Origin of the sequence: Corallococcus sp. AS-1-12 (genome assembly GCF_020036995.1) — a bacterium.
Taxonomy (GTDB): domain Bacteria; phylum Myxococcota; class Myxococcia; order Myxococcales; family Myxococcaceae; genus Corallococcus.
The window spans coordinates 399351-417334 of record NZ_JAIQDD010000006.1 but is presented as its reverse complement, the minus strand read 5'-3'; the positions used below and the strand labels follow the sequence as shown (position 1 = coordinate 417334).

The following is a 17984-nucleotide window of genomic DNA, read 5'->3' as shown; positions in this document are numbered from 1 at the left end:
TCAGAACTTCGGAGGGGTCACGTCGTAGGTGTTGGGCTTCTCCTCGGGCGGGCGCGGGTCCTTCCGCTCGGGGTTCGGCGCCTGCACTTCCGGGTGGGCCTTGAGGTACGCGGTGAGCTTGCGGTTGAACGCCTCCGCGCCTTCGCCGCTGACGCGCCGGACGCGGTCCAGGTGCAGGCGCTCCTCCTTGCGGACGAACGGCTCCAATTCCTTGCGAGCCTCCAGCGTGTCCCCGCGGTTCCAGAGGTACGCGCTGATGGCCTCGGCGCGGACGATGACGGAGGGGTGGTTGCCGGCCTGGTACGCGACCTCGCGGTCGAACTCCGCGTTGCGCAGGTAGGCGACGCCCGCGATGGCCTTGGCCTGGAGGCGCGCCTGCTGGGCCTCTTCCTGGAGCTCGCCCTCGATGACGGTGCCCTTGGTGGGCAGGGGCATGCGCACGAACTCCACGAGGAACTTCGCGCCGTCGTAGGTCCGCATCTCGCCCAGCAGGCCCAGGGCGACGAGCGCGCGGCTGGTGTCGCCGGACTTGTTGGCTTCGACGATCTCCTCGATGAAGGCCTGGATGAGCTCCGGGCTCTTCGCGGCGGAGACCAGCGCCCGGCGCGCGTCGTTCTGCTCCTCCACCACGGACTGACCGGCCCAGGTGATGAAGGCATTGACGCTCTTGCGAGCATCCGCCACGTTCATCTTCGGAGGCGAGTGCAGGGGCCGGCCCGCGATGACGCGGCTGGGAGGAAGGTCCGACGGCTTTTCCGCGGTGGGACGGTCCTGCGCGATGGCCACGGAGCCGGACATCAGCCCCAGGGTCACGACCCAAGTGCCTGCGCGCGAGAAGACCCGCCTGGTGTTGCGCTGCATGGTGTTGCCTCCATTCACAGACGTGAAGGAGGTGCCCGCCAAAGGGGCTCCCCCTGCCACGACGCGCCGCTACCGCCGCGACCCGTGGCTGGGGGGATTCATTTCAACAGCCGTACCAGCGCGTCGTCAGAGGGGGGGAGGGTATGGCAGCTCCCGGTTGTTGCTTCCGGGGCGACAGGGGGTGTTGTTCGCGTTGCCCGGCAGGCACCCGCCGCCTTTCGCCGCTGTCTCAAGCGCTCTAACCCAATTCCGACCCCGTCCTGAACATCCAGCACAAGGTGAGTCCCTGGCAGGCTCGCATCGTGTGGTGCAGGGCAGGCGTCCGCGAGGCTCTGGGCGCGAAGCCGCAGCCCCTGGAGTCGGTCACATCGGTGGCCTCAACACCGGTGAAGAGGGGGGCTTCTTCTCGGAACGCTCACTTGCGTAGCTCCCATCCGTCGAGTTCGAGAAGGCCGGTTCACGGGTGCCGTTGGCTGCGTAACCCACCTGTCCACGAAGCCGGCTCAATGTCCTTCGCTCATCCTCCAGCAAGAACATCCCGGCTGGATCGCGTCAAGTGCATCGTGCGTCGGTCATGAGTCCGGCTTGATGAATCCTCCCTTGACCCCTCGAAGAATATTCTGTGCTTCTTCTCGATGCAGTTCAATGAGTCCTGAATCGGCTATTTCTTGAACAATTCGTGTCGCCCTTTCTCGGTCTTCCGGGGCAGTCAGTTTGTACAAATCGACCAGGGCCCTGGTCAATTTCTTGCCTTCCGCGCGAATGCGGTCGCGCATTTCGAGAATCATCTGGCCGGCGCTCTCTGGGTTCTTAATCGCCTCTAGGACGGTCGTTTTGTCAAAACTGCAGCGAGGCGCGAGCCAAAGCAGATTCTCCAGATCATCATCGTCTGGGATGAATTTCCCAGAAGTGACAACCAGATCGCTCATTTGCCTCAGCCATTCGTATGGATTGTCGAGCATTGAAGGGGGCGGCTAGTGACGCCAGATGTGGGGAGTGCGGCACATATTCGCTTCGAGCTCGTCCTGAAAGGCCTCGTCGAACAACTCGTGCCGATGCTCGCGCAGGAAGACGAAAAGCTTCCTGCTCTTCCCCGCCAGCTTCAGCAGGCTCTGCTCCCGTGCGCTCTGCTCCACAGCCGGATTCCAGCGTTCCATGAGCCACCTCCGAAGGTGGCGACCTGATCACGCGACCACAGCCCGCGTCGATCCCCTACCGCTTACCTGCCCCCTCGTCGTAACCTGAACGGTGCTCTAGTAGGGAGACCAGGGATTCCCACTGAACCCCAGCAGGGTGTTAGTCAATAGCAAGTGCCTTGCGCAGGGTGTCGACAATTCTGCGCTGGCGCTCCCTCATGTAGTCAGGCGTCAGTTTGGTTTGTGCTGCAAGTTCTGTCGTCATTGCCAGATGACTCTTCGCGTAAACCTTCTTTTTCTTCGCGAAATCATAGTTCTTGTTGGCGGAGTTCCTGGATGCCGTCAGGAGCGTCATGTTTCCAAGGCGGTAAGTGAAGTCCTTGCGAAATCCAGCGCTGAAGTCCTTGAGCCAGTTGCTTCCGTCGGCTGGATGTTGTGGGATGATGTGCTCCAGCGTGGCTTGGTCGTACTGAAGGAATTGCTTCACCACGTCAGGTCCGACGTCTTCCTCACACGCCCAGACGTAGGCGAAGATGAGTCTTTTGGCGTAATCATTGCTTTCGATAGGGCCATTCAAGAAGTCCGCCAGATCCTTCTTTTCGTTGGCGGTCAGGACGAAGGCTTGGCGTGCTTGATCCAGCTTTCCATCGTTCAAATGCTTGATAGCTGCGTAGCTTTTTTGGCTTGAAAATCGCCCCACCAAGTACACGTGAAGTGCGTGGCTTCGGTAGGTACGAAGAAATGATGCGAGTTCCGCGTCTTCGCCTCCGTCATACTTGCGATGGCGGAACAACGCGAGCAAGACGTCGTAGGTGTATCGTTCGTTGTTCAGGAGCTTCAGAAAGCTGACAGCATTTCGAATGGATACATCATCAATGTCTGTTTCTGAATTGGTTATCAGCTTGTACCATGCCAGGTGCTGCTCAAGATCTCGGTAGAAACGCTCGATCTTCTTTTCGGTCAGGCTATCGCTGTAGTTGCGCTCGTAGATGCTCTGGGCATCATTGAACGCGGACATTCTTGGTTGCGCCGCACTGATGCTTTCGGTCCACCGCCCGATGAAGAACTCGGTTAGCGGGTACTCTGCCTCCAGACGTTCCCACTGCTTGTCTGGATCGGCAATTTTTGCTTCGTCGAGTCGCTGCAGCACGAAGTTTCGGAGAAGGTCGACACTGGAGAGTGGTAGCCCTCGATTGTTGAGGATTTCGAAGATCCGATAAGCGGTCGTGAAGTCCGCGCTCTTGATTTGTACGATCGCGACACGCGCCTGCAGGAACTTGAAGAACTCGTTGAACTTGCTGACCTCTTCAATAGATACCGCCCCGGCGGCGAAGAACTTCTCCCGGAGCCGAGATAAAAAGTAGTCGCGATTCTTGAAGTAGCGCGCTGCGATCTCTTGGTTCTTCGGTTCAAGCTTCCCGAGAGGTACCTCAGTTTTCCCTGCAAGTGCTGCTTCGAGGATCTGATTGAAGTCCCCGAGGACGGTTCGCTCCACTTTGAGTTTTAGGGTAGGGACAAGGCCAAGGCTCGCCTCGTTGTAGGTGAAGGACTCCAAAGTTTGGATGGCTTTGCCGAACCATTTTCGGATGGTGTCGTCAGTATCTGGCGCAAGGCGCTTCTCCGCTTCCTGCAGAAAGCATCGCATGGCAGCGAAGAGGAGCACGAGCGTCGTCAAGCGTTGCTGCCCATCAATTACCTCGAAGGTCCGAAGCTTCTCTTGCTCCTCGACAATCACCATGGAGCCAAGGAAGTACTCACGGTTGTTGTCCCGGTTCTCCTCAAAAAAGTTCCAGAGATCATCCCACATCTGGATGACCTGGCTGTCTCGATCCCCACGTCCAACTGCCTGCCAGGAATAGGGACGCTGGTAAGGAGGGATGCGGTAGGTAGTCCCTCCAGCGAATAGACTGTCCAACGAACTGTGCTGCGGAGTGAAAACCGTTGCCATGAGGGCGCTCCTGTTTTTAGTTCCTTCCTGAGACTCTATCGAGGGTTCGGGACATCAGCCCAAGGATTTGCGGAAGGCATCACTCCACGTCGAGTAGCTCTTTGATGCGTCCCCCTCCCCACAGGGCCACCGTGCGTCCACTGTCCCCAGGCCCACCTCCACCCGGGTTGAAGCGGACTTCTCCCTGCGCTACACCGCTCCGCAGTCGCTAGGGGCGCCTCCGGAAGGGGGCTGAGATGGACGTGTGACCGCGTCCGATCCCTTTGAACCTGAACCGGTTAGCACCGGCGGAGGGAAGCGGTGTGGGCGCTCCATGCTCCCGTCCCGTCTCCCGTCCGTTCTCACGAGGAGCCGTCCGATGAGTGGAGCGTCCAAGAGCCTCAAGGTCGATGGGAAGGTGCTGGAGGGGATCAGCCGCGGCCCGCTTCCCGCCTCGCGCAAGGTCTACGTGTCCGGGTCCCTGCACCCCGACCTCCGCGTCCCCCTGCGCGAAATCGCCCAGACACCCACGCGCCACCACGGCCACTCCGGCCCGGAGACGCCCAACCCTCCCGTCCACGTCTACGACTCCAGCGGCCCCTACACCGACCCGAACGCCGACATCGACCTGCGCCGGGGCCTGCCCGCCGTCCGCGAGGACTGGATCCGCGCCCGCAACGACACAGACGAACTGTCCGGCATCACGTCGGAGTACGGCCGCGCCCGTGAAGCCGACCCGCGCCTCAACGGCCTGCGCTTCAGCCACATCCGCAAGCCGCGCGTCGCCAGGGCGGGCGCCAACGTCAGCCAGATGCACTACGCCCGCAAGGGCATCATCACGCCGGAGATGGAGTACGTCGCCGTGCGTGAGAACCAGAAGCTCGACGCTTCACTCGCCGCCCAGCACCCCGGCCACTCCTGGGGCGCAGCGATTCCTCGCGTCATCACCCCGGAGTTCGTGCGCGATGAGATCGCCCGGGGCCGCGCCATCATCCCCGCCAACATCAACCACCCGGAGCTGGAGCCGATGATCATCGGCCGCAACTTCCTGGTGAAGATCAACGCCAACATCGGCAACTCCGCCGTCACGTCCTCCATCGAGGAAGAGGTGGAGAAGATGGTCTGGTCCATCCGCTGGGGCGCGGACACCGTCATGGACCTGTCCACCGGCCGCAACATCCACGAGACGCGCGAGTGGATCCTCCGCAACGCGCCCGTGCCCATCGGCACCGTGCCCATCTACCAGGCGCTGGAGAAGGTCGGCGGCAAGGCGGAGGAGCTCACCTGGGACATCTTCCGCGACACGCTCATCGAGCAGGCCGAGCAGGGCGTGGACTACTTCACCATCCACGCGGGCGTGCGCCTCCAGTACGTCCCGCTCACCGCGAAGCGCCTCACCGGCATCGTCAGCCGCGGCGGCTCCATCCTCGCCAAGTGGTGCCTGGCCCACCACCAGGAGAACTTCCTCTACACGCACTTCGAGGAGATCTGCGAGATCATGAAGGCGTACGACGTCAGCTTCAGCCTGGGGGACGGCCTGCGCCCCGGCTCCATCGCGGACGCCAACGACGCCGCGCAGTTCGGCGAGCTGGAGACGCTGGGCGAGCTGACGAAGGTGGCCTGGAAGCACGACGTGCAGGTGATGATCGAAGGCCCCGGCCACGTCCCCATGCACCTCATCCAGGAGAACATGACGAAGCAGCTCGCCGTGTGCCACGAGGCGCCGTTCTACACGCTGGGGCCCCTCACCACGGACATCGCGCCCGGCTACGATCACTTCACCAGCGGCATTGGCGCCGCGATGATCGGCTGGTTCGGCACGGCGATGCTCTGCTACGTGACGCCCAAGGAGCACCTGGGCCTGCCCGACCGTGACGACGTGAAGGAGGGCGTGATCACCTACAAGATCGCCGCCCACGCCGCGGACCTGGCCAAGGGCCACCCCGGCGCCCAGGCCCGCGACAACGCCCTGTCCAAGGCGCGCTTCGAGTTCCGCTGGGAGGATCAGTTCAACCTGTCGCTGGACCCCGAGCGCGCCCGCGCCTTCCACGACGAGACGCTCCCCGCCGAGGGCGCCAAGGTCGCGCACTTCTGCTCCATGTGCGGCCCGCACTTCTGCTCCATGAAGATCACCCAGGACGTGCGCGACTACGCGGACAAGGTCGGCGTCAACGAGGCCCAGGCCCTGGAGCAGGGGATGAAGGAGAAGAGCGAGGAATTCAAGAAGGCGGGGCACGCGCTGTACCGCTGACGCCTCCGGTGGACGGGGGCCTGCTGGCTCGGCCCCTGTCCGCCGGATGACAGGAACCGACACGCCATGTCATGGTGCTCCCATCCGGGCGCACCCGTCGCGCCCCACTCAATTCTGGAGGGCGTTTCATGGAGCCAGGGCAGCGCGAGGATCAGCAGTTCGGCACGTTCATCACCGGCTCGCCCACGGCGACCTCGGATGAGAAGACGATGGGGATGCTGGCCCACCTGGGCTCCATCGCTGGCGTCGTGGTGGGCGCGGGCTTCCTGGGCTGGGCGGTGCCGCTGTTCCTGATGCTGACGAAGGGCAAGGAGTCGTCCTTCGTCCGCGCGCACGCGGTGGAGTCGCTCAACTTCCAGATCACCACCTTCATCGCGATGGCCATCTCCGCGGTGCTGATGTGCGCGGTGATCGGCTTCGTCCTGGCGCCCCTGGTGGCGATCGTGTCGATCATCTTCACGGTCATCGCCGGCCTGAAGGCCAACGACGGCGAGCTCTACCGCTACCCCGTGAACATCCGGCTGGTGAAGTAACCCTCAGCCGCCAATGCCCATCATGGGCAGGAGCGTGGCGCCGTTTCCGGCCTCCGTGAAGCGGTGCCCCTCCGGCTTCTCTCCCAGCGCGCGGCGCACGGCCACGGCGAGCTCCTCGTCCGTCGCGCCGCCCCGGATGAGCTGATGCAGCGGCGCCTGCGCCCGGCCGCCCAGGCAACTGCGCAGGTCGCCGTTGGACGCCACCCGCACCCGGTTGCAGCCCCCGCAGAAGTTCTGCGTCAGCGGGGAGATGAACCCCACGCGCCCGCTGTCCGTGCGCCAGTAGCGCGCCGGCCCGGAGGTGGGGGACGCGGCGCTCTCCTGCGGCTCCTCGGTGAGGACGCGGCCCGAGGCCGCCAGGCGCTCCAGCAGCTCCGCCGTGGGCACCGGCGTGCCCTGGCCAAAGGGCATCAATTCAATGAAGCGCGGGGTGATGCCGCGCGCGTGCGCGTACGTCACCAGCTCCGGCACCTCCGCGTCGTTGAGGCCGCGCATCACCACGACGTTGAGCTTCAGCGACTGGAAGCCCGCGCCCGCCGCCGCGTCGATGCCGCGCAGCACCGCCTGGAAGTCGCCCTGCTTGGAGATGCGCCGGAACACCTCCGCGGACAGCGTGTCCAGGCTCAGGTTGAGCTGGGTGACGCCCGCGTCGCGCAGCGGCCCGGCCAGCGGCTCCAGGCGGCTCGCGTTGGTGGTGATGGCCAGGTGCTCCACGCCGGACACCGCGGCGATGCGCTTCGCGATGTCGAGGATGTCCGGCCGGGCGAGCGGCTCTCCGCCCGTCAGCCGCACGCGGCGGATGCCCATGCGCGCGAAGACGGAGACGATGCGCTCGAACTCGCCCGCGTCGAGCAGGTCCTTCTTCCCGCCCCAGGACGCCGGTGAGCAGTAGGTGCAGCGGAAGTTGCAGCGGTCCGTGACGCTCAGCCGCAGGTACGTCATGCGCCGCCCCTGCGCGTCACACAGCGGCGGGGCGAGCGGGTTGGGAGCGGGCAGGGGGGCGGTCATCGCGGGGCCTTCCGCCTTCATGGATAGCAACCCCCGCGAGGAAAGGCACCGCTTCCCTCGGGCCGCCTCAGCCTTCGGTGCCGGAGGCTGAACGGATGACGACGGGCGGCGCGCCAATGGGCGTGGCCGTGCTGCCCACCGGCGGGGAGTCCGGCTCGTCGTCCAGGTCGGTGAGCCGCGCCAGCTCGGCCTCGGACTCGGCGGCGTCCGCGGCGGCCTGCATCGGGTTGAGCTTCTTCTCCGCCATCTCCTTCTTGATGCGGATGAGGCCCTCCTCACCGATGTCCAGGAACGCCTTGACGACTTCAGGGTCGAACTGCGTGTTGGCGCAGCGCTTGATCTCCTGGATGGCGTTCGCGAACGTCGTGCCCTTGCGGTACGGCCGGTCGCTCGTCATCGCGTCCAGCGTGTCCGCCACCGCGAAGATGCGCGCGCCGATGTGGATCTCATGGCGCTGGAGGTTGCGGGGGTAGCCCGCGCCGTCGTAGCGCTCCTGGTGCGACAGGACGATGTCCGCCGGCGTGGAGAGGAAGGGGATGTTCTGGATCATCTGGAAGCCGATCTCCGGATGACGCCGCATCTCCAGCCACTCGTCGGGGGTGAGCTTGCCGGGCTTGAGCAGCACCGCGTCCGGCACGCCGATCTTCCCGATGTCGTGCAGCAGCGCCCCGCGGCCGATCTCCTCCATCTCCTTGCCGTGGATGCCCATGCGGGTGGCGATGGCGGAGGTGTAGCTGACCACGCGCTGGGAGTGGTCGCTCGTCTCGTGCTCGCGCGCGTCCAGGGCCGCCACCAGCGCCAGCAGCGTGTTCTGGTACGTGTTCGCGATGTTGTGCAGCGCGCTGCGCAGCTCGGCGGTGCGGTCGCGCACCTTGCCCTCGAGCTTCTTCTGGTAGCGCTTGCGCGCCATCTCGATGCGGCGCTTGGCGAGCGCGCGCTCGATGGCGCGGATGAGGTCCGTGAGCTTGGGTGGCTTGAGCAGGTAGTCCACCGCGCCCCGGCGCAGACAGTCCACGGCGGACTCGGTGTCGCCGTAGCCGGTGAGCATGATGACGGACGTGTCCGGCAGCCGCTCGCGCAGGTTCTCCAGCAGCCAGAGTCCGTCGCGGCCCGGCATCTTCATGTCGCTGATGACGAGCGGCGTCTCTTCTTCACCCGCCACGTCGAGCGCCATCTCGGCGCCGTTGGCCACGACGCAGTTGTAGCCCTCCTCACGGAGGAGCACGGAGATGACGTCGCGGACGGAGTCGTCGTCGTCGACGATCAGGATTCTGGGCGGTGCGGGGGGGATGGCTTCCACGGCCGAAGATTCTAGAGGTTTCCAGGGATTAATGGCGAACGAGTGCGAGAAATCATCACCCCCTCGCCTCCCTGCCATCCAGGGCGGGGTGCGAGCCCTGGTTCCAGGGTGAACGTCTCCGGTCCTTGGGGCATTCCCCACCTTCCGGAGTAGGGCGGGCAGGCACGCCGCGTCAAACGCGCGCCATCGTCCCCCGGTCGTAGCGGAAGGGGGTGAGATCCACCGAGGGCTTCTCCCCCAGCACGGCCTGGGCGACGAGCTTCGCGGTGATGGGGGCGAGCAGGATGCCGTTGCGGAAGTGGCCGGTGGCGAGGAACAGGCCGGGCGCGGGGCCTTCTCCGATGTACGGCAGCGCGTCCTGGGTCCAGGGGCGGAAGCCGGCCCAGGTCTCCGTGATGGGGGCGCCGCCCAGCTCCGGGCAGAGCTGCAGGGCCATGTCGAGGATCCGCGCCAGCCCCGCCGCGGTCACCTGCTTGTCGAAGCCCACGTGCTCCATGGTGCTCCCGGCGATGATCCGCCCATCCGCGCGTGGCACCAGGTAGCCCTTCGCGGACGTCACCACCCGCTCCAGGAGGGGCAGCCGCGTCTGCAGTTGCACCATCTGTCCGCGCGCCGGGCGCACCGCCTGCGCCGACACGCCCGCACCCTGGACCAGGGACGACCACGAGCCCGCCGCCAGCACCACGGCGTCCGCGCGCAGCACCTCGCCGTCCAGGTCCACGCCCACCGCGCGGCCGTGCTCGTGCACCACGCCGCGCACGTAGCCGCTCTTGAACACCGTGCCCACGCGCGCGGCGGCCATGGTGAGCGCGCGCACGAGCAGCCGGTTGTCCACCTGGTGATCATCCGGGAGGTGCGCGGCGCCCACGGCGCTGGAGGACAGGTGGGGCTCCAGCTCGCGCGCGGCCTTGCCGTCGAGCAGCTCGGCGCGCAGCCCCATGCCGTGCTGCCAGCCCACGGTGGACTCCACGTGGTGGAGGTCCGCCTCGTCGAACGCGACGCGCAGCAGGCCGCACGGCCGGTACGCGATGTCCACGCCGGAGAGTTCGCGCAGCTCCGCGGCGAAGCCCGCATAGAGGGCGCGGCTGCGCAGGCACAGCTCGAAGAAGGGGCCCGGACCGTCCGCCTCCCACTGGGGCGCGAGGATGCCGCCGGCGGCGCTGGAGGCCTCCGCGCCGGGGATGGAGCGCTCCAGCACCGTCACGCGCGCGCCCGCCTGCCGGAGTTTCAGCGCGATGCCACAGCCCATCACACCACCGCCCACCACGAGGACGTCGGAGGTTGCCATGCGCCGCTTGTGCTCAAGCGAGCGCGGGTTTGCAAGCATCAAGACAGACCCTGACCCGGGGTGACTTGACGTTGGGGCCTCCGGTCGTTAACCCTAGGGCCGTGCGTTCCACGTCCCTGCATCACCACCATGCGCATCATCGGCCGGCCCATGACGGGACCGTTCGCCGCGCGCATGCCTGGGTGACGCACTAGAGCGCACCCACTTCCGGCAGATGCCGCAGTGACCGAAGGCCCGTCCCCCCAGGACGGGCCTTTTTTCGTTTCCGCCACCGCAGTCCCCCGAGCCCAGCCATGTTGAAGATTGCCCTGCCCAACAAAGGACGTCTGTCCGAGGAAGTGCGCGAGCTGTTCAACGACGCGGGCCTGGAGGTGCGCGCCCGGGGCGAGCGGGCCCTCACCGCGTCCCTGGGCGGCGAGTTCGAGGCCATCTTCGTCCGCGCCCAGGACATCCCGGAGTTCGTCGCGGACGGCGCCGCGCAGGCGGGCGTCACCGGCTGGGACCTGGTGAACGAGGCCGGGCGCGAGCTGGAGCCGCTGATGGACCTGGAGTTCGGCCGCTGCCGGCTGGTGGTGGCCGCGCGCGACGAGAGCGGCATCTCCCGCGCGGAGGACGTGAAGGACGGGATGCGGGTGGCCTCCTGCTTCCCCCGGCTGACGCAGGCCTTCTTCCAGCAGCGGGGGCAGCAGGTGACGGTGGTGCCGGTGAGCGGCGCGGCGGAGATCGCCCCGCACCTGGGCATCGCGGACATCGTCGTGGACCTCACGTCCACGGGGTCCACGTTGAAGATGAACGGCCTGAGGGAGGTCGCCACCGTGCTGGAGTCGAGCGCCCGGCTGGTGGCGTGTCCGCGCAACGGTCAGGAGGCGCGGCGCGCGCTGGAGGAGCTGACGCAGGCGCTGGGGTCGGTGCTGGCGGCGCGCGGGCAGCGCTACCTGATGGCCAACGTCCCGAAGACGTCCCTGGAGCAGGTGCGCGAGGTGCTGCCCGGCCTCAACGGCCCCACGGTGGTGGACGTGATGAACGGGGGCCACTTCGTGGCGGTGCACGCGGTGGTCTCGTCGCGCAACCTCTACCGCACGGTCAACGCGCTGAAGGCGCTGGGCGGGCAGGGCATCCTCGTCACGCGCATCGAGAGGTTGATGGCATGAGCGCTCCGGTCCTCAAGTACCAGGGGGCATTGTCCTCGCTGGAGCCCGACGCGCGGCGGAGGCTGTTGGCCCGCACGGGGGAGTCGGATGCCCTGGTGGCCTCCCGCGTCCAGGCGCTCATCGCCCGAGTCCGCACGGAGGGAGACCGGGCCCTCTTCGACTTCGCCCGGCAGTTCGACCGCGTGGAGCTGACGGCGCTGGAGGTTCCGCGTGAAAGGTGGAGCGCGGCGCTGGAGTCGATTCCGGCCGGCGTGCGCGAGGCGCTGACCCGCGCGGCGCGCAACATCGCCCGGGCGCACGCGGCGCAGCGGCCCCACGCCATGGAGGTGGAGACGGAGCCCGGGGTCGTCGTGGGCCGCCGGCCGGATCCGCTGAGCCGCGTCGGCGTGTACGCCCCTGGCGGCCGGGCGGTGTACCCCAGCAGCGTCCTCATGGGCGTGGTCCCCGCGAAGGTCGCGGGCGTGGGCGAGGTCATCGTCTGCTCGCCGCCGGGGCCGGATGGCTTGCCGAGCGCGGGCGTGCTCGCGGCGGCGGCGCTCGCGGGCGCGGATCGGGTGTTCGCGTTGGGGGGCGCGGGCGCGGTGGCCGCGCTGGCGTATGGCACCCAGAGCGTCCCCCGCGTGGATCGCATCGTCGGACCGGGCAACGCGTACGTGGCGGCCGCGAAGCTCCAGGTGGTGGACGCCGTCGCCATCGACGCGCCCGCGGGCCCGAGCGAGATCCTGGTGGTCGCCGACGCGAGCGCCCGTCCGGACGCCGTGGCGCGTGAGCTGCTGGCCCAGGCGGAGCACGACCCCGAGGCCTGCTGCGTGGCGCTGGTGGTGGGCGCCACCCTGGCGCAGGCGGTGCGGGACGCGGTGGAGCAGCAGGCCCGCGTCGCCCGGCGCGGCGACATCGTCCTCTCCGCGCTGGGGAGCCGGGGCGCGGTGCTGCGCATCGACTCGCTGGAGGAGGCGTGGCCCTTCGTCGCGGAGTTCGCTCCGGAGCACCTGCTGCTCGCGACGGAGACGCCCTCCGAGGACCTGGCGCGGGTTCGCAACGCGGGCACGGTGTTCGTGGGGCAGCGCGCGTCGGTGGCCTTTGGTGACTACCTCACGGGAGCGAACCACGTGCTGCCCACGGCGGGGCTGGCCCGGGCGTACTCGGGCCTGAGCGTGCTGGACTTCTACCGGTGGACCACGTGGCAGCGCGTGACACCGGCGGCGGCGGCGGCGATGGCGGACGACGTGGGGACGCTGGCGGACAGCGAGGGCCTCTTCGCCCACGCGGCCGCGGCTCGGGCCTGGAGGGTGCCGTGATTCCATTCCGCGAGTCGTACCGGGACATCCCCTTGTACTCCCCGGCGAAGAAGCCGTGCCGGGTGGACCTGAGCGACAACACCAACCTCTTCGGCGCGCCGCCGTCCGCGGATCGCGTGCTGCGGGAAGAGGGCGTCCTGCGGTTGGCCCGCTATCCCGCGGGCTATGCGCCGGACCTGAAGCGCGCCGTGGCCACCTACGCGGGCGTCTCGGTGGAGAGCGTGACCACGGGCTGCGGCTCGGACGACGTCATCGACTGCGCGCTGCGGGCCTTCCTGGAGCCCGGGGACGCGGTGGCCTTCGCGGACCCCACGTTCGTGATGGTGCCGCTGTATGCCCGGTTGAGCGCGCTCAGGCCGGCGCCCGTACCGCTGCGCGCGGACCATGACCTGGACGTGGACGGCCTGCTCGCCACGGGGGCGAAGCTCATCTACGTGTGCACGCCGAACAACCCCACCGGCACGGTGGCCTCGCGCGCGGCGGTGGAGCGGCTGGTGGACTCCGCTCCGGGCGTGGTGCTCATCGATCAGGCCTACGTGGAGTTCACGCGGGGCGGGGACCTCCTCGACCTGGCGCGGACGCGGCCCAATGTGCTGGTGACGCGCACGATGTCCAAGGCGTTCGGGCTCGCGGGCCTGCGCGTGGGGTGGGGCGTGGGGGCTCCGTCGCTGGTGGCCGAGGTGGAGAAGGCCCGGGGGCCCTACAAGCACACGGCGCTGGGCGAGGCCGTGGCGGTCGCCGCGCTCACGGATGACGTCCCGTGGATGCAGGCCTGCGCGGCGGAGGCGGTGGAGAACCGGGAGCGGCTGCGCGGCGCCTTGAAGGCGCTGGGGCTGGAGCCGCTCCCTTCGGAAGGGAACTTCCTCCTCGTCCCCGTGCCGCAGGCGCGGAGGGTGGGCGAGGCGCTGCGGGAGCGCAACGTGAACGTGCGGGTGTTCGAAGGGCTCACGGGCGTGGGCGATGCGCTGCGCATCGGCTGCGGTCCCTGGCCGCTGATGGCCTCGGCGCTGAAGGCCCTGAAGGAGGTGCTGTGATGCGGGTGACCCTGTTCGACTATGGCGCTGGCAACCTGCACTCGCTGATCAAGGCGCTGGCCACCGCGCCCGGCGCGGACGTGCGCGTGCAGGAGGATCCGCTGCGCGCGCTGGACACCGACGTCCTGGTGCTCCCCGGAGTGGGGGCGTTCGGCGCGGCGGCGGCGCGGCTCGCTCCGGGACGCGAGGCGATGCGCGAGGCGCTGGACGCCGGCCTGCCGTGCCTGGGCATCTGCCTGGGCATGCAGCTCCTCTTCGAGGAGAGCGACGAGGGGGCAGGGCAGGGACTCGGCTACTTCCCGGGCCGCGTGACGCGGCTGGCGGCGCGGCACGTTCCGCAGATTGGATGGAACGACGTGGAGGAGGACCGGGCGCTCCAGGCCGCGCGGTTGTCCACCGTGTACTACGCGCACAGCTTTGTCTGCCGCGCCGTGGATGCGCGCGAGGTGGTGGGCTGGACCACGCACGAGGGCGACCGGTTCCCCGCCTCCGTGCGTCGCGGCAACGTGCTGGGCGTGCAGTTCCACCCGGAGAAGTCCTCCCACGCGGGCGTGCGCTTCGTGCAGGCCTTCCTCCAGGAGGTGTCGTCATGATCGCCATCCCGGCCATCGACCTGCGGGAAGGCGCGTGCGTGCAGCTCGTGGGGGGCTCCTACGAGGCGGAGCGCGTGCGCGTGAATGATCCGCTGGACGCCTTGAAGCAGTGGCTCGCGCTGGGCTTTCGCGCGTTCCATGTCGTGGACCTGGACGCGGCGCTGGGCAAGGGCTCCAACGCGGACGTGGTGACGCGGCTGGTGTCGCACGCCCCGGGCCTCACGTTCACGGTGGGCGGCGGTGTCCGTGAGGCCTCGCGCGTGGAGGCGGTGCTCGCGGGCGGGGCGTCCTCGGTCGTCGTGGGGACCCGCGCCATCGAGGACCTGGCCTGGCTCACCGAGGTCGCGGAGCGCTTCCCCGGCCGCGTGGTGGTCGCCGCGGACGTGAAGGGCCGCGAGGTCGTGACGCGCGGCTGGACGTCCGGCAGCGCGCGCGACATCCGCGACGTGCTGTCCGCGCTGGAGCCCCTGCCGCTGGGCGGGATGCTCGTCACGGCGGTGCACAAGGAGGGGCAGTTGGGCGGCGTGGACCTGCCCTTGATGGAGGAGGTGGCCCGTTCGAGCCGGCACCGGCTCTACGCCTCCGGCGGGGTGACGACGCTGGAGGACCTGCGCGCGCTGGCGAAGGTGGGCGCATACGGGGCGGTGGTGGGCATGGCGCTTTACACAGGACGTCTGGATGCGCGCGCGGTCGCGCGGGAGTTCACGCAATGAGCACGGTCACCACGGTCGTCCGCGAAACGAAGGAGACCCAGGTCACGGTGGAGCTGGCGCGCGGAACCGGCGTGGCCCGGGTGGACACGGGCCTCAAGTTCTTCGACCACATGCTCGCCACGTTCGCGCGCTACGCGGGGCTGGACCTGACCCTGCGCGCTCGCGGCGACCTGCGCCACCACCTGATGGAGGACGTGGCCATCACCCTGGGCACCGCCGTCCAGCGCGTCATCCCCGCCACCGCCGCGCGCTACGGCGAGCGCACCCTGCCCATGGATGACGCCCTGGTGCAGGCGTGCCTGGACGCGGGCGGGCGCTTCTACTACCGGGGCCCGTTGAAGAACCGGCTGTACGAGCACTGGATGCGCTCGTTCTGCGAGCACGCGCGCATCACGCTCCACCTGCGCGTGCTGCGCGGCAAGGACAGCCACCACCTCACCGAGGCGGCCTTCAAGGCGCTGGGGCTCGCGCTGCGCGACGCGATGGTGGACTCCGGCGTCGTCTTCAGCATGAAGGGCAGTGTCTCCCTGGAGGTGAAGTGATGCTGCGCCGACGGATCATCGTCTGCCTGGACGTGAAGGGCGGCCGCGTGGTGAAGGGCGTTCAATTCGAGGGCCTGCGCGACGTCGGCGACCCGGTGGAGCTGGCCCGGCGCTATGAAGAGGCGGGCGCGGACGAGGTGACCTTCCTGGACATCTCCGCGAGCGCCGAGGAGCGCCAGACGCTGTGGGACCTGGTCCAGCGCACCGCGGAGCGCCTCTTCATCCCGCTCACGGTGGGCGGAGGCGTGCGCACCGTGGACGACGTGGGCCGCGCGCTGCGGGCCGGCGCGGACAAGGTGAGCATCAACTCCGCGGCCGTGGCCACGCCGGAGCTGCTCACCGGCTGCGCGGAGCGCTTCGGCGCCCAGTGCGTGGTGGCCAGCATCGACGCGAAGCGCGAGGCAGACCGCTACCGCGTCTATACGCACGGCGGCCGGCGGCCCACGGATTGGGACGCCGTGGCCTGGGCGAAGGAGTGCGTCCGGCGCGGCGCGGGCGAGGTGCTGCTCACCAGCATCGACCGGGACGGGGCGCGCACGGGCTACGACCTGGAGCTGACCCGCGCGGTGGCGGAGGCCGTGGACGTGCCCGTCATCGCCTCCGGTGGAGCGGGCCGCGCGGAGCACGTGCGCGATGCCCTGACCCTGGGCGCGGCGGACGCGGCGCTCGTCGCCGGCATCCTCCACGACGGCCTCACCACGGTGGGCGCCTTGAAGTCCCTGCTGAATGACAGCGGCATCGCCATCCGGAGCACGACATGAACGCGGACCCGCGAGACTTGATGGAGGCCGCCGCCGACGTGGCGCGCAAGGCCGGTGACGTGGCGCTGGACTTCTTCCGGCGCGGCATCGCCGTGGACACCAAGAGCGACGGCACCCCCGTGACGGTGGCGGACCGCACCGCCGAGTGGACCGCCCGCGAGTGGCTGGAGGCCCGCTTCCCCCAGGACGGCATCCTGGGCGAGGAGTTCGGCGAGTCCCGGCCGGGCGCGACGCGCCGGTGGATATTGGATCCCATCGACGGCACGAAGACGTTCATCCGGGGCGTGCCGCTGTGGGGCACGCTGGTCGCGGTGGCGGAAGGGGAGACCATCCTCGCGGGCGCGGCCTACTTCCCGGCTGTGAACGAACTGGTCGTCGCGTCGCCGGGCCTGGGCTGCTTCTGGAACGGCTCCGCGGCGCGCGTGTCGGAGCAGGACTCGCTGGCGCAGTCAGTGGTGCTCGTCACCGACGATCGCTTCCTCCAGAGCCCCGCGAAGGGCGCCGCCTGGACGGAGCTGTCGCGGCAGGCGTCCCTGTCCCGCACGTGGGGGGACTGCTACGGCTACCTCCTCGTCGCCACCGGCCGCGCGGAGGTCATGGTGGACGAAGCCCTGTCTCCCTGGGACGCGGCGGCCCTCCAGCCCATCATCGAGGAGGCGGGCGGCGTCTTCACCGACTGGAAGGGCGCGCGCACGGCGTTCGGCGGTGACGGCATCGCCACCAACGCGGCGCTGTCCGGGCGCGTGCGCGAGCTGCTTCGCGCGGGGGGCCAGCCATGACGCTGGACCTCTCCAAGCTGGACTTCGGCAAGGGCCAGGGGCTGGTGACGGTGGTGACGCAGGACGCGAGCACCGGCGACGTGCTGATGGTCGCGCACGCGGACCGCGAGGCGCTGGAGCGCACGCTCGCCACGGGCGAGATGCACTACCGCTCCCGCACGCGCGGCCTCTGGCACAAGGGCGCCACCAGCGGGAACACGCAGCAGGTCGTCTCCCTGGATGCGGACTGCGACGGCGACGCGGTGCTCGCGCGCGTGCGCAAGGCCGGCCCCGCGTGCCACACCGGCGAGGAGACCTGCTTCGGCGAGGGGCGCTGGGACGCGCTCGCGCACCTGGACGCGACGCTCGCCGCCCGCGCGGCCGGCCCCCAACCCGAGGGCGCCAGGCCCAGCTACACCCGGCGCCTCCTGGAGGACCGCAACCTGCGCCTGAAGAAGGTGGGGGAGGAGGCCGCGGAGCTCGTCACCGCCTGCGCGGACGCGGACACGCACCGGGCCGCGGAGGAGGCCGCCGACGTGCTCTTCCACGCGCTCGTCGCGGTGCGGGCCCTGGGCGTGACGCTGGACGACGTGAAGGCCGTCCTCGCCGCCCGCGCGCGTCCAAAATCGCCCTGAACTCCCCGGATAGCCCGGCGTGTCGGTTGCGACCCAGGCGGAGTTGTCCAACCGCACTGCATCCTCACAGCGTGGCTGGCACACAGGCGCGCCAAAGGTGCAGGCGTGTGTCCGCTACTCTTCAACCGCCTCTGCGATCCTGGTACAGATTCCGCCCTGCGACACGGGCCGTGCCCGACGAAGCGGCCCCGTCGT

18 protein-coding genes and 1 riboswitch are annotated in these 17984 nt (G+C 68.7%); of the genes, 11 read left to right on the top strand and 7 right to left on the bottom strand.

What is annotated here, in order from left to right; genetic code table 11:
• The 4 genes from K8556_RS13370 to K8556_RS13355 all read right to left on the bottom strand — a co-directional run bounded on the left by K8556_RS13370 (position 1) and on the right by K8556_RS13355 (position 3945).
• Entirely contained in the window at positions 1-861 is an 861-nt protein-coding gene (locus K8556_RS13370; protein WP_223740440.1) for a hypothetical protein, read from the bottom strand.
• 572 nt (positions 862-1433) lie between these two features.
• Positions 1434-1790, bottom strand: a complete 357-nt coding sequence (locus tag K8556_RS13365) for a DUF2379 family protein (protein ID WP_223740439.1) — start codon at positions 1788-1790, stop codon at positions 1434-1436.
• A gap of 45 nt (positions 1791-1835) precedes the next feature.
• Complete coding sequence (locus K8556_RS13360) at positions 1836-2018, bottom strand: hypothetical protein (protein WP_223740518.1); 183 nt, start codon at positions 2016-2018, stop codon at positions 1836-1838.
• A 139-nt stretch (positions 2019-2157) separates the two neighbouring features.
• The gene (locus K8556_RS13355) at positions 2158-3945 is read right to left on the bottom strand and encodes a DUF262 domain-containing protein (protein WP_223740438.1); all 1788 of its coding nucleotides are present in this window, start codon (positions 3943-3945) and stop codon (positions 2158-2160) included.
• A gap of 200 nt (positions 3946-4145) precedes the next feature.
• Positions 4146-4258, top strand: a riboswitch (TPP riboswitch).
• 45 nt (positions 4259-4303) lie between these two features.
• Here K8556_RS13355 and thiC point away from each other — a divergent pair.
• Both thiC and K8556_RS13345 read left to right on the top strand, forming a co-directional pair.
• Complete coding sequence (gene thiC / locus K8556_RS13350) at positions 4304-6175, top strand: phosphomethylpyrimidine synthase ThiC (protein ID WP_223740437.1); 1872 nt, start codon at positions 4304-4306, stop codon at positions 6173-6175.
• Between the two features lie 128 nt (positions 6176-6303).
• Positions 6304-6708, top strand: a complete 405-nt coding sequence (locus K8556_RS13345) for a DUF4870 domain-containing protein (RefSeq protein WP_223740436.1) — start codon at positions 6304-6306, stop codon at positions 6706-6708.
• A 3-nt stretch (positions 6709-6711) separates the two neighbouring features.
• On the opposite strand, the gene moaA is transcribed toward K8556_RS13345, so the two are convergent.
• From moaA to thiO, 3 genes are all read right to left on the bottom strand, one after another.
• Positions 6712-7716 carry a GTP 3',8-cyclase MoaA gene (gene moaA / locus K8556_RS13340; RefSeq protein ID WP_223740435.1) on the bottom strand — a complete coding sequence of 335 codons (1005 nt, stop codon included), beginning with the start codon at positions 7714-7716 and terminating at the stop codon, positions 6712-6714.
• A 67-nt stretch (positions 7717-7783) separates the two neighbouring features.
• Positions 7784-9016 (bottom strand): HD domain-containing phosphohydrolase, encoded by a 1233-nt coding sequence (locus tag K8556_RS13335; protein WP_223740434.1) that lies wholly within the window; start codon positions 9014-9016, stop codon positions 7784-7786.
• Positions 9017-9188: 172 nt separating this feature from the next.
• Entirely contained in the window at positions 9189-10304 is a 1116-nt protein-coding gene (gene thiO, locus K8556_RS13330; protein ID WP_223740433.1) for a glycine oxidase ThiO, read from the bottom strand.
• Positions 10305-10597: 293 nt separating this feature from the next.
• On the opposite strand from thiO, the gene hisG reads away from it, so the two are divergent.
• The 9 genes from hisG to hisIE are packed head-to-tail and all read left to right on the top strand — an operon-like array spanning position 10598 to position 17789.
• Positions 10598-11455, top strand: a complete 858-nt coding sequence (gene hisG / locus K8556_RS13325) for an ATP phosphoribosyltransferase (protein ID WP_223740432.1) — start codon at positions 10598-10600, stop codon at positions 11453-11455.
• On the top strand, positions 11452-12753 hold the full coding sequence (gene hisD, locus K8556_RS13320; RefSeq protein WP_223740431.1) for a histidinol dehydrogenase: 1302 nt from the start codon (positions 11452-11454) through the stop codon (positions 12751-12753). Before hisG ends, hisD begins: the two co-directional genes overlap by 4 nt.
• Positions 12750-13787 (top strand): aminotransferase class I/II-fold pyridoxal phosphate-dependent enzyme, encoded by a 1038-nt coding sequence (locus K8556_RS13315; RefSeq protein WP_223740430.1) that lies wholly within the window; start codon positions 12750-12752, stop codon positions 13785-13787. Before hisD ends, K8556_RS13315 begins: the two co-directional genes overlap by 4 nt.
• Positions 13787-14380 (top strand): imidazole glycerol phosphate synthase subunit HisH, encoded by a 594-nt coding sequence (gene hisH / locus K8556_RS13310; RefSeq protein ID WP_223740429.1) that lies wholly within the window; start codon positions 13787-13789, stop codon positions 14378-14380. The genes K8556_RS13315 and hisH overlap by 1 nt, the downstream gene beginning before the upstream one ends.
• Positions 14377-15093, top strand: coding sequence for a HisA/HisF-related TIM barrel protein (locus tag K8556_RS13305; protein WP_223740428.1), 717 nt, complete (start codon positions 14377-14379; stop codon positions 15091-15093). The genes hisH and K8556_RS13305 overlap by 4 nt, the downstream gene beginning before the upstream one ends.
• A complete protein-coding gene (locus K8556_RS13300; RefSeq protein ID WP_223740427.1) occupies positions 15090-15635 on the top strand; it encodes an imidazoleglycerol-phosphate dehydratase in 546 nt (181 codons plus the stop codon). Before K8556_RS13305 ends, K8556_RS13300 begins: the two co-directional genes overlap by 4 nt.
• The gene (gene hisF / locus K8556_RS13295) at positions 15632-16396 is read left to right on the top strand and encodes an imidazole glycerol phosphate synthase subunit HisF (RefSeq protein WP_370639918.1); all 765 of its coding nucleotides are present in this window, start codon (positions 15632-15634) and stop codon (positions 16394-16396) included. The genes K8556_RS13300 and hisF overlap by 4 nt, the downstream gene beginning before the upstream one ends.
• Positions 16393-17175 carry a histidinol-phosphatase gene (hisN, locus tag K8556_RS13290; protein WP_223740425.1) on the top strand — a complete coding sequence of 261 codons (783 nt, stop codon included), beginning with the start codon at positions 16393-16395 and terminating at the stop codon, positions 17173-17175. Before hisF ends, hisN begins: the two co-directional genes overlap by 4 nt.
• A complete protein-coding gene (gene hisIE, locus K8556_RS13285) occupies positions 17172-17789 on the top strand; it encodes a bifunctional phosphoribosyl-AMP cyclohydrolase/phosphoribosyl-ATP diphosphatase HisIE (protein WP_223740424.1) in 618 nt (205 codons plus the stop codon). The genes hisN and hisIE overlap by 4 nt, the downstream gene beginning before the upstream one ends.
• Positions 17790-17984: the final 195 nt, after the last annotated feature.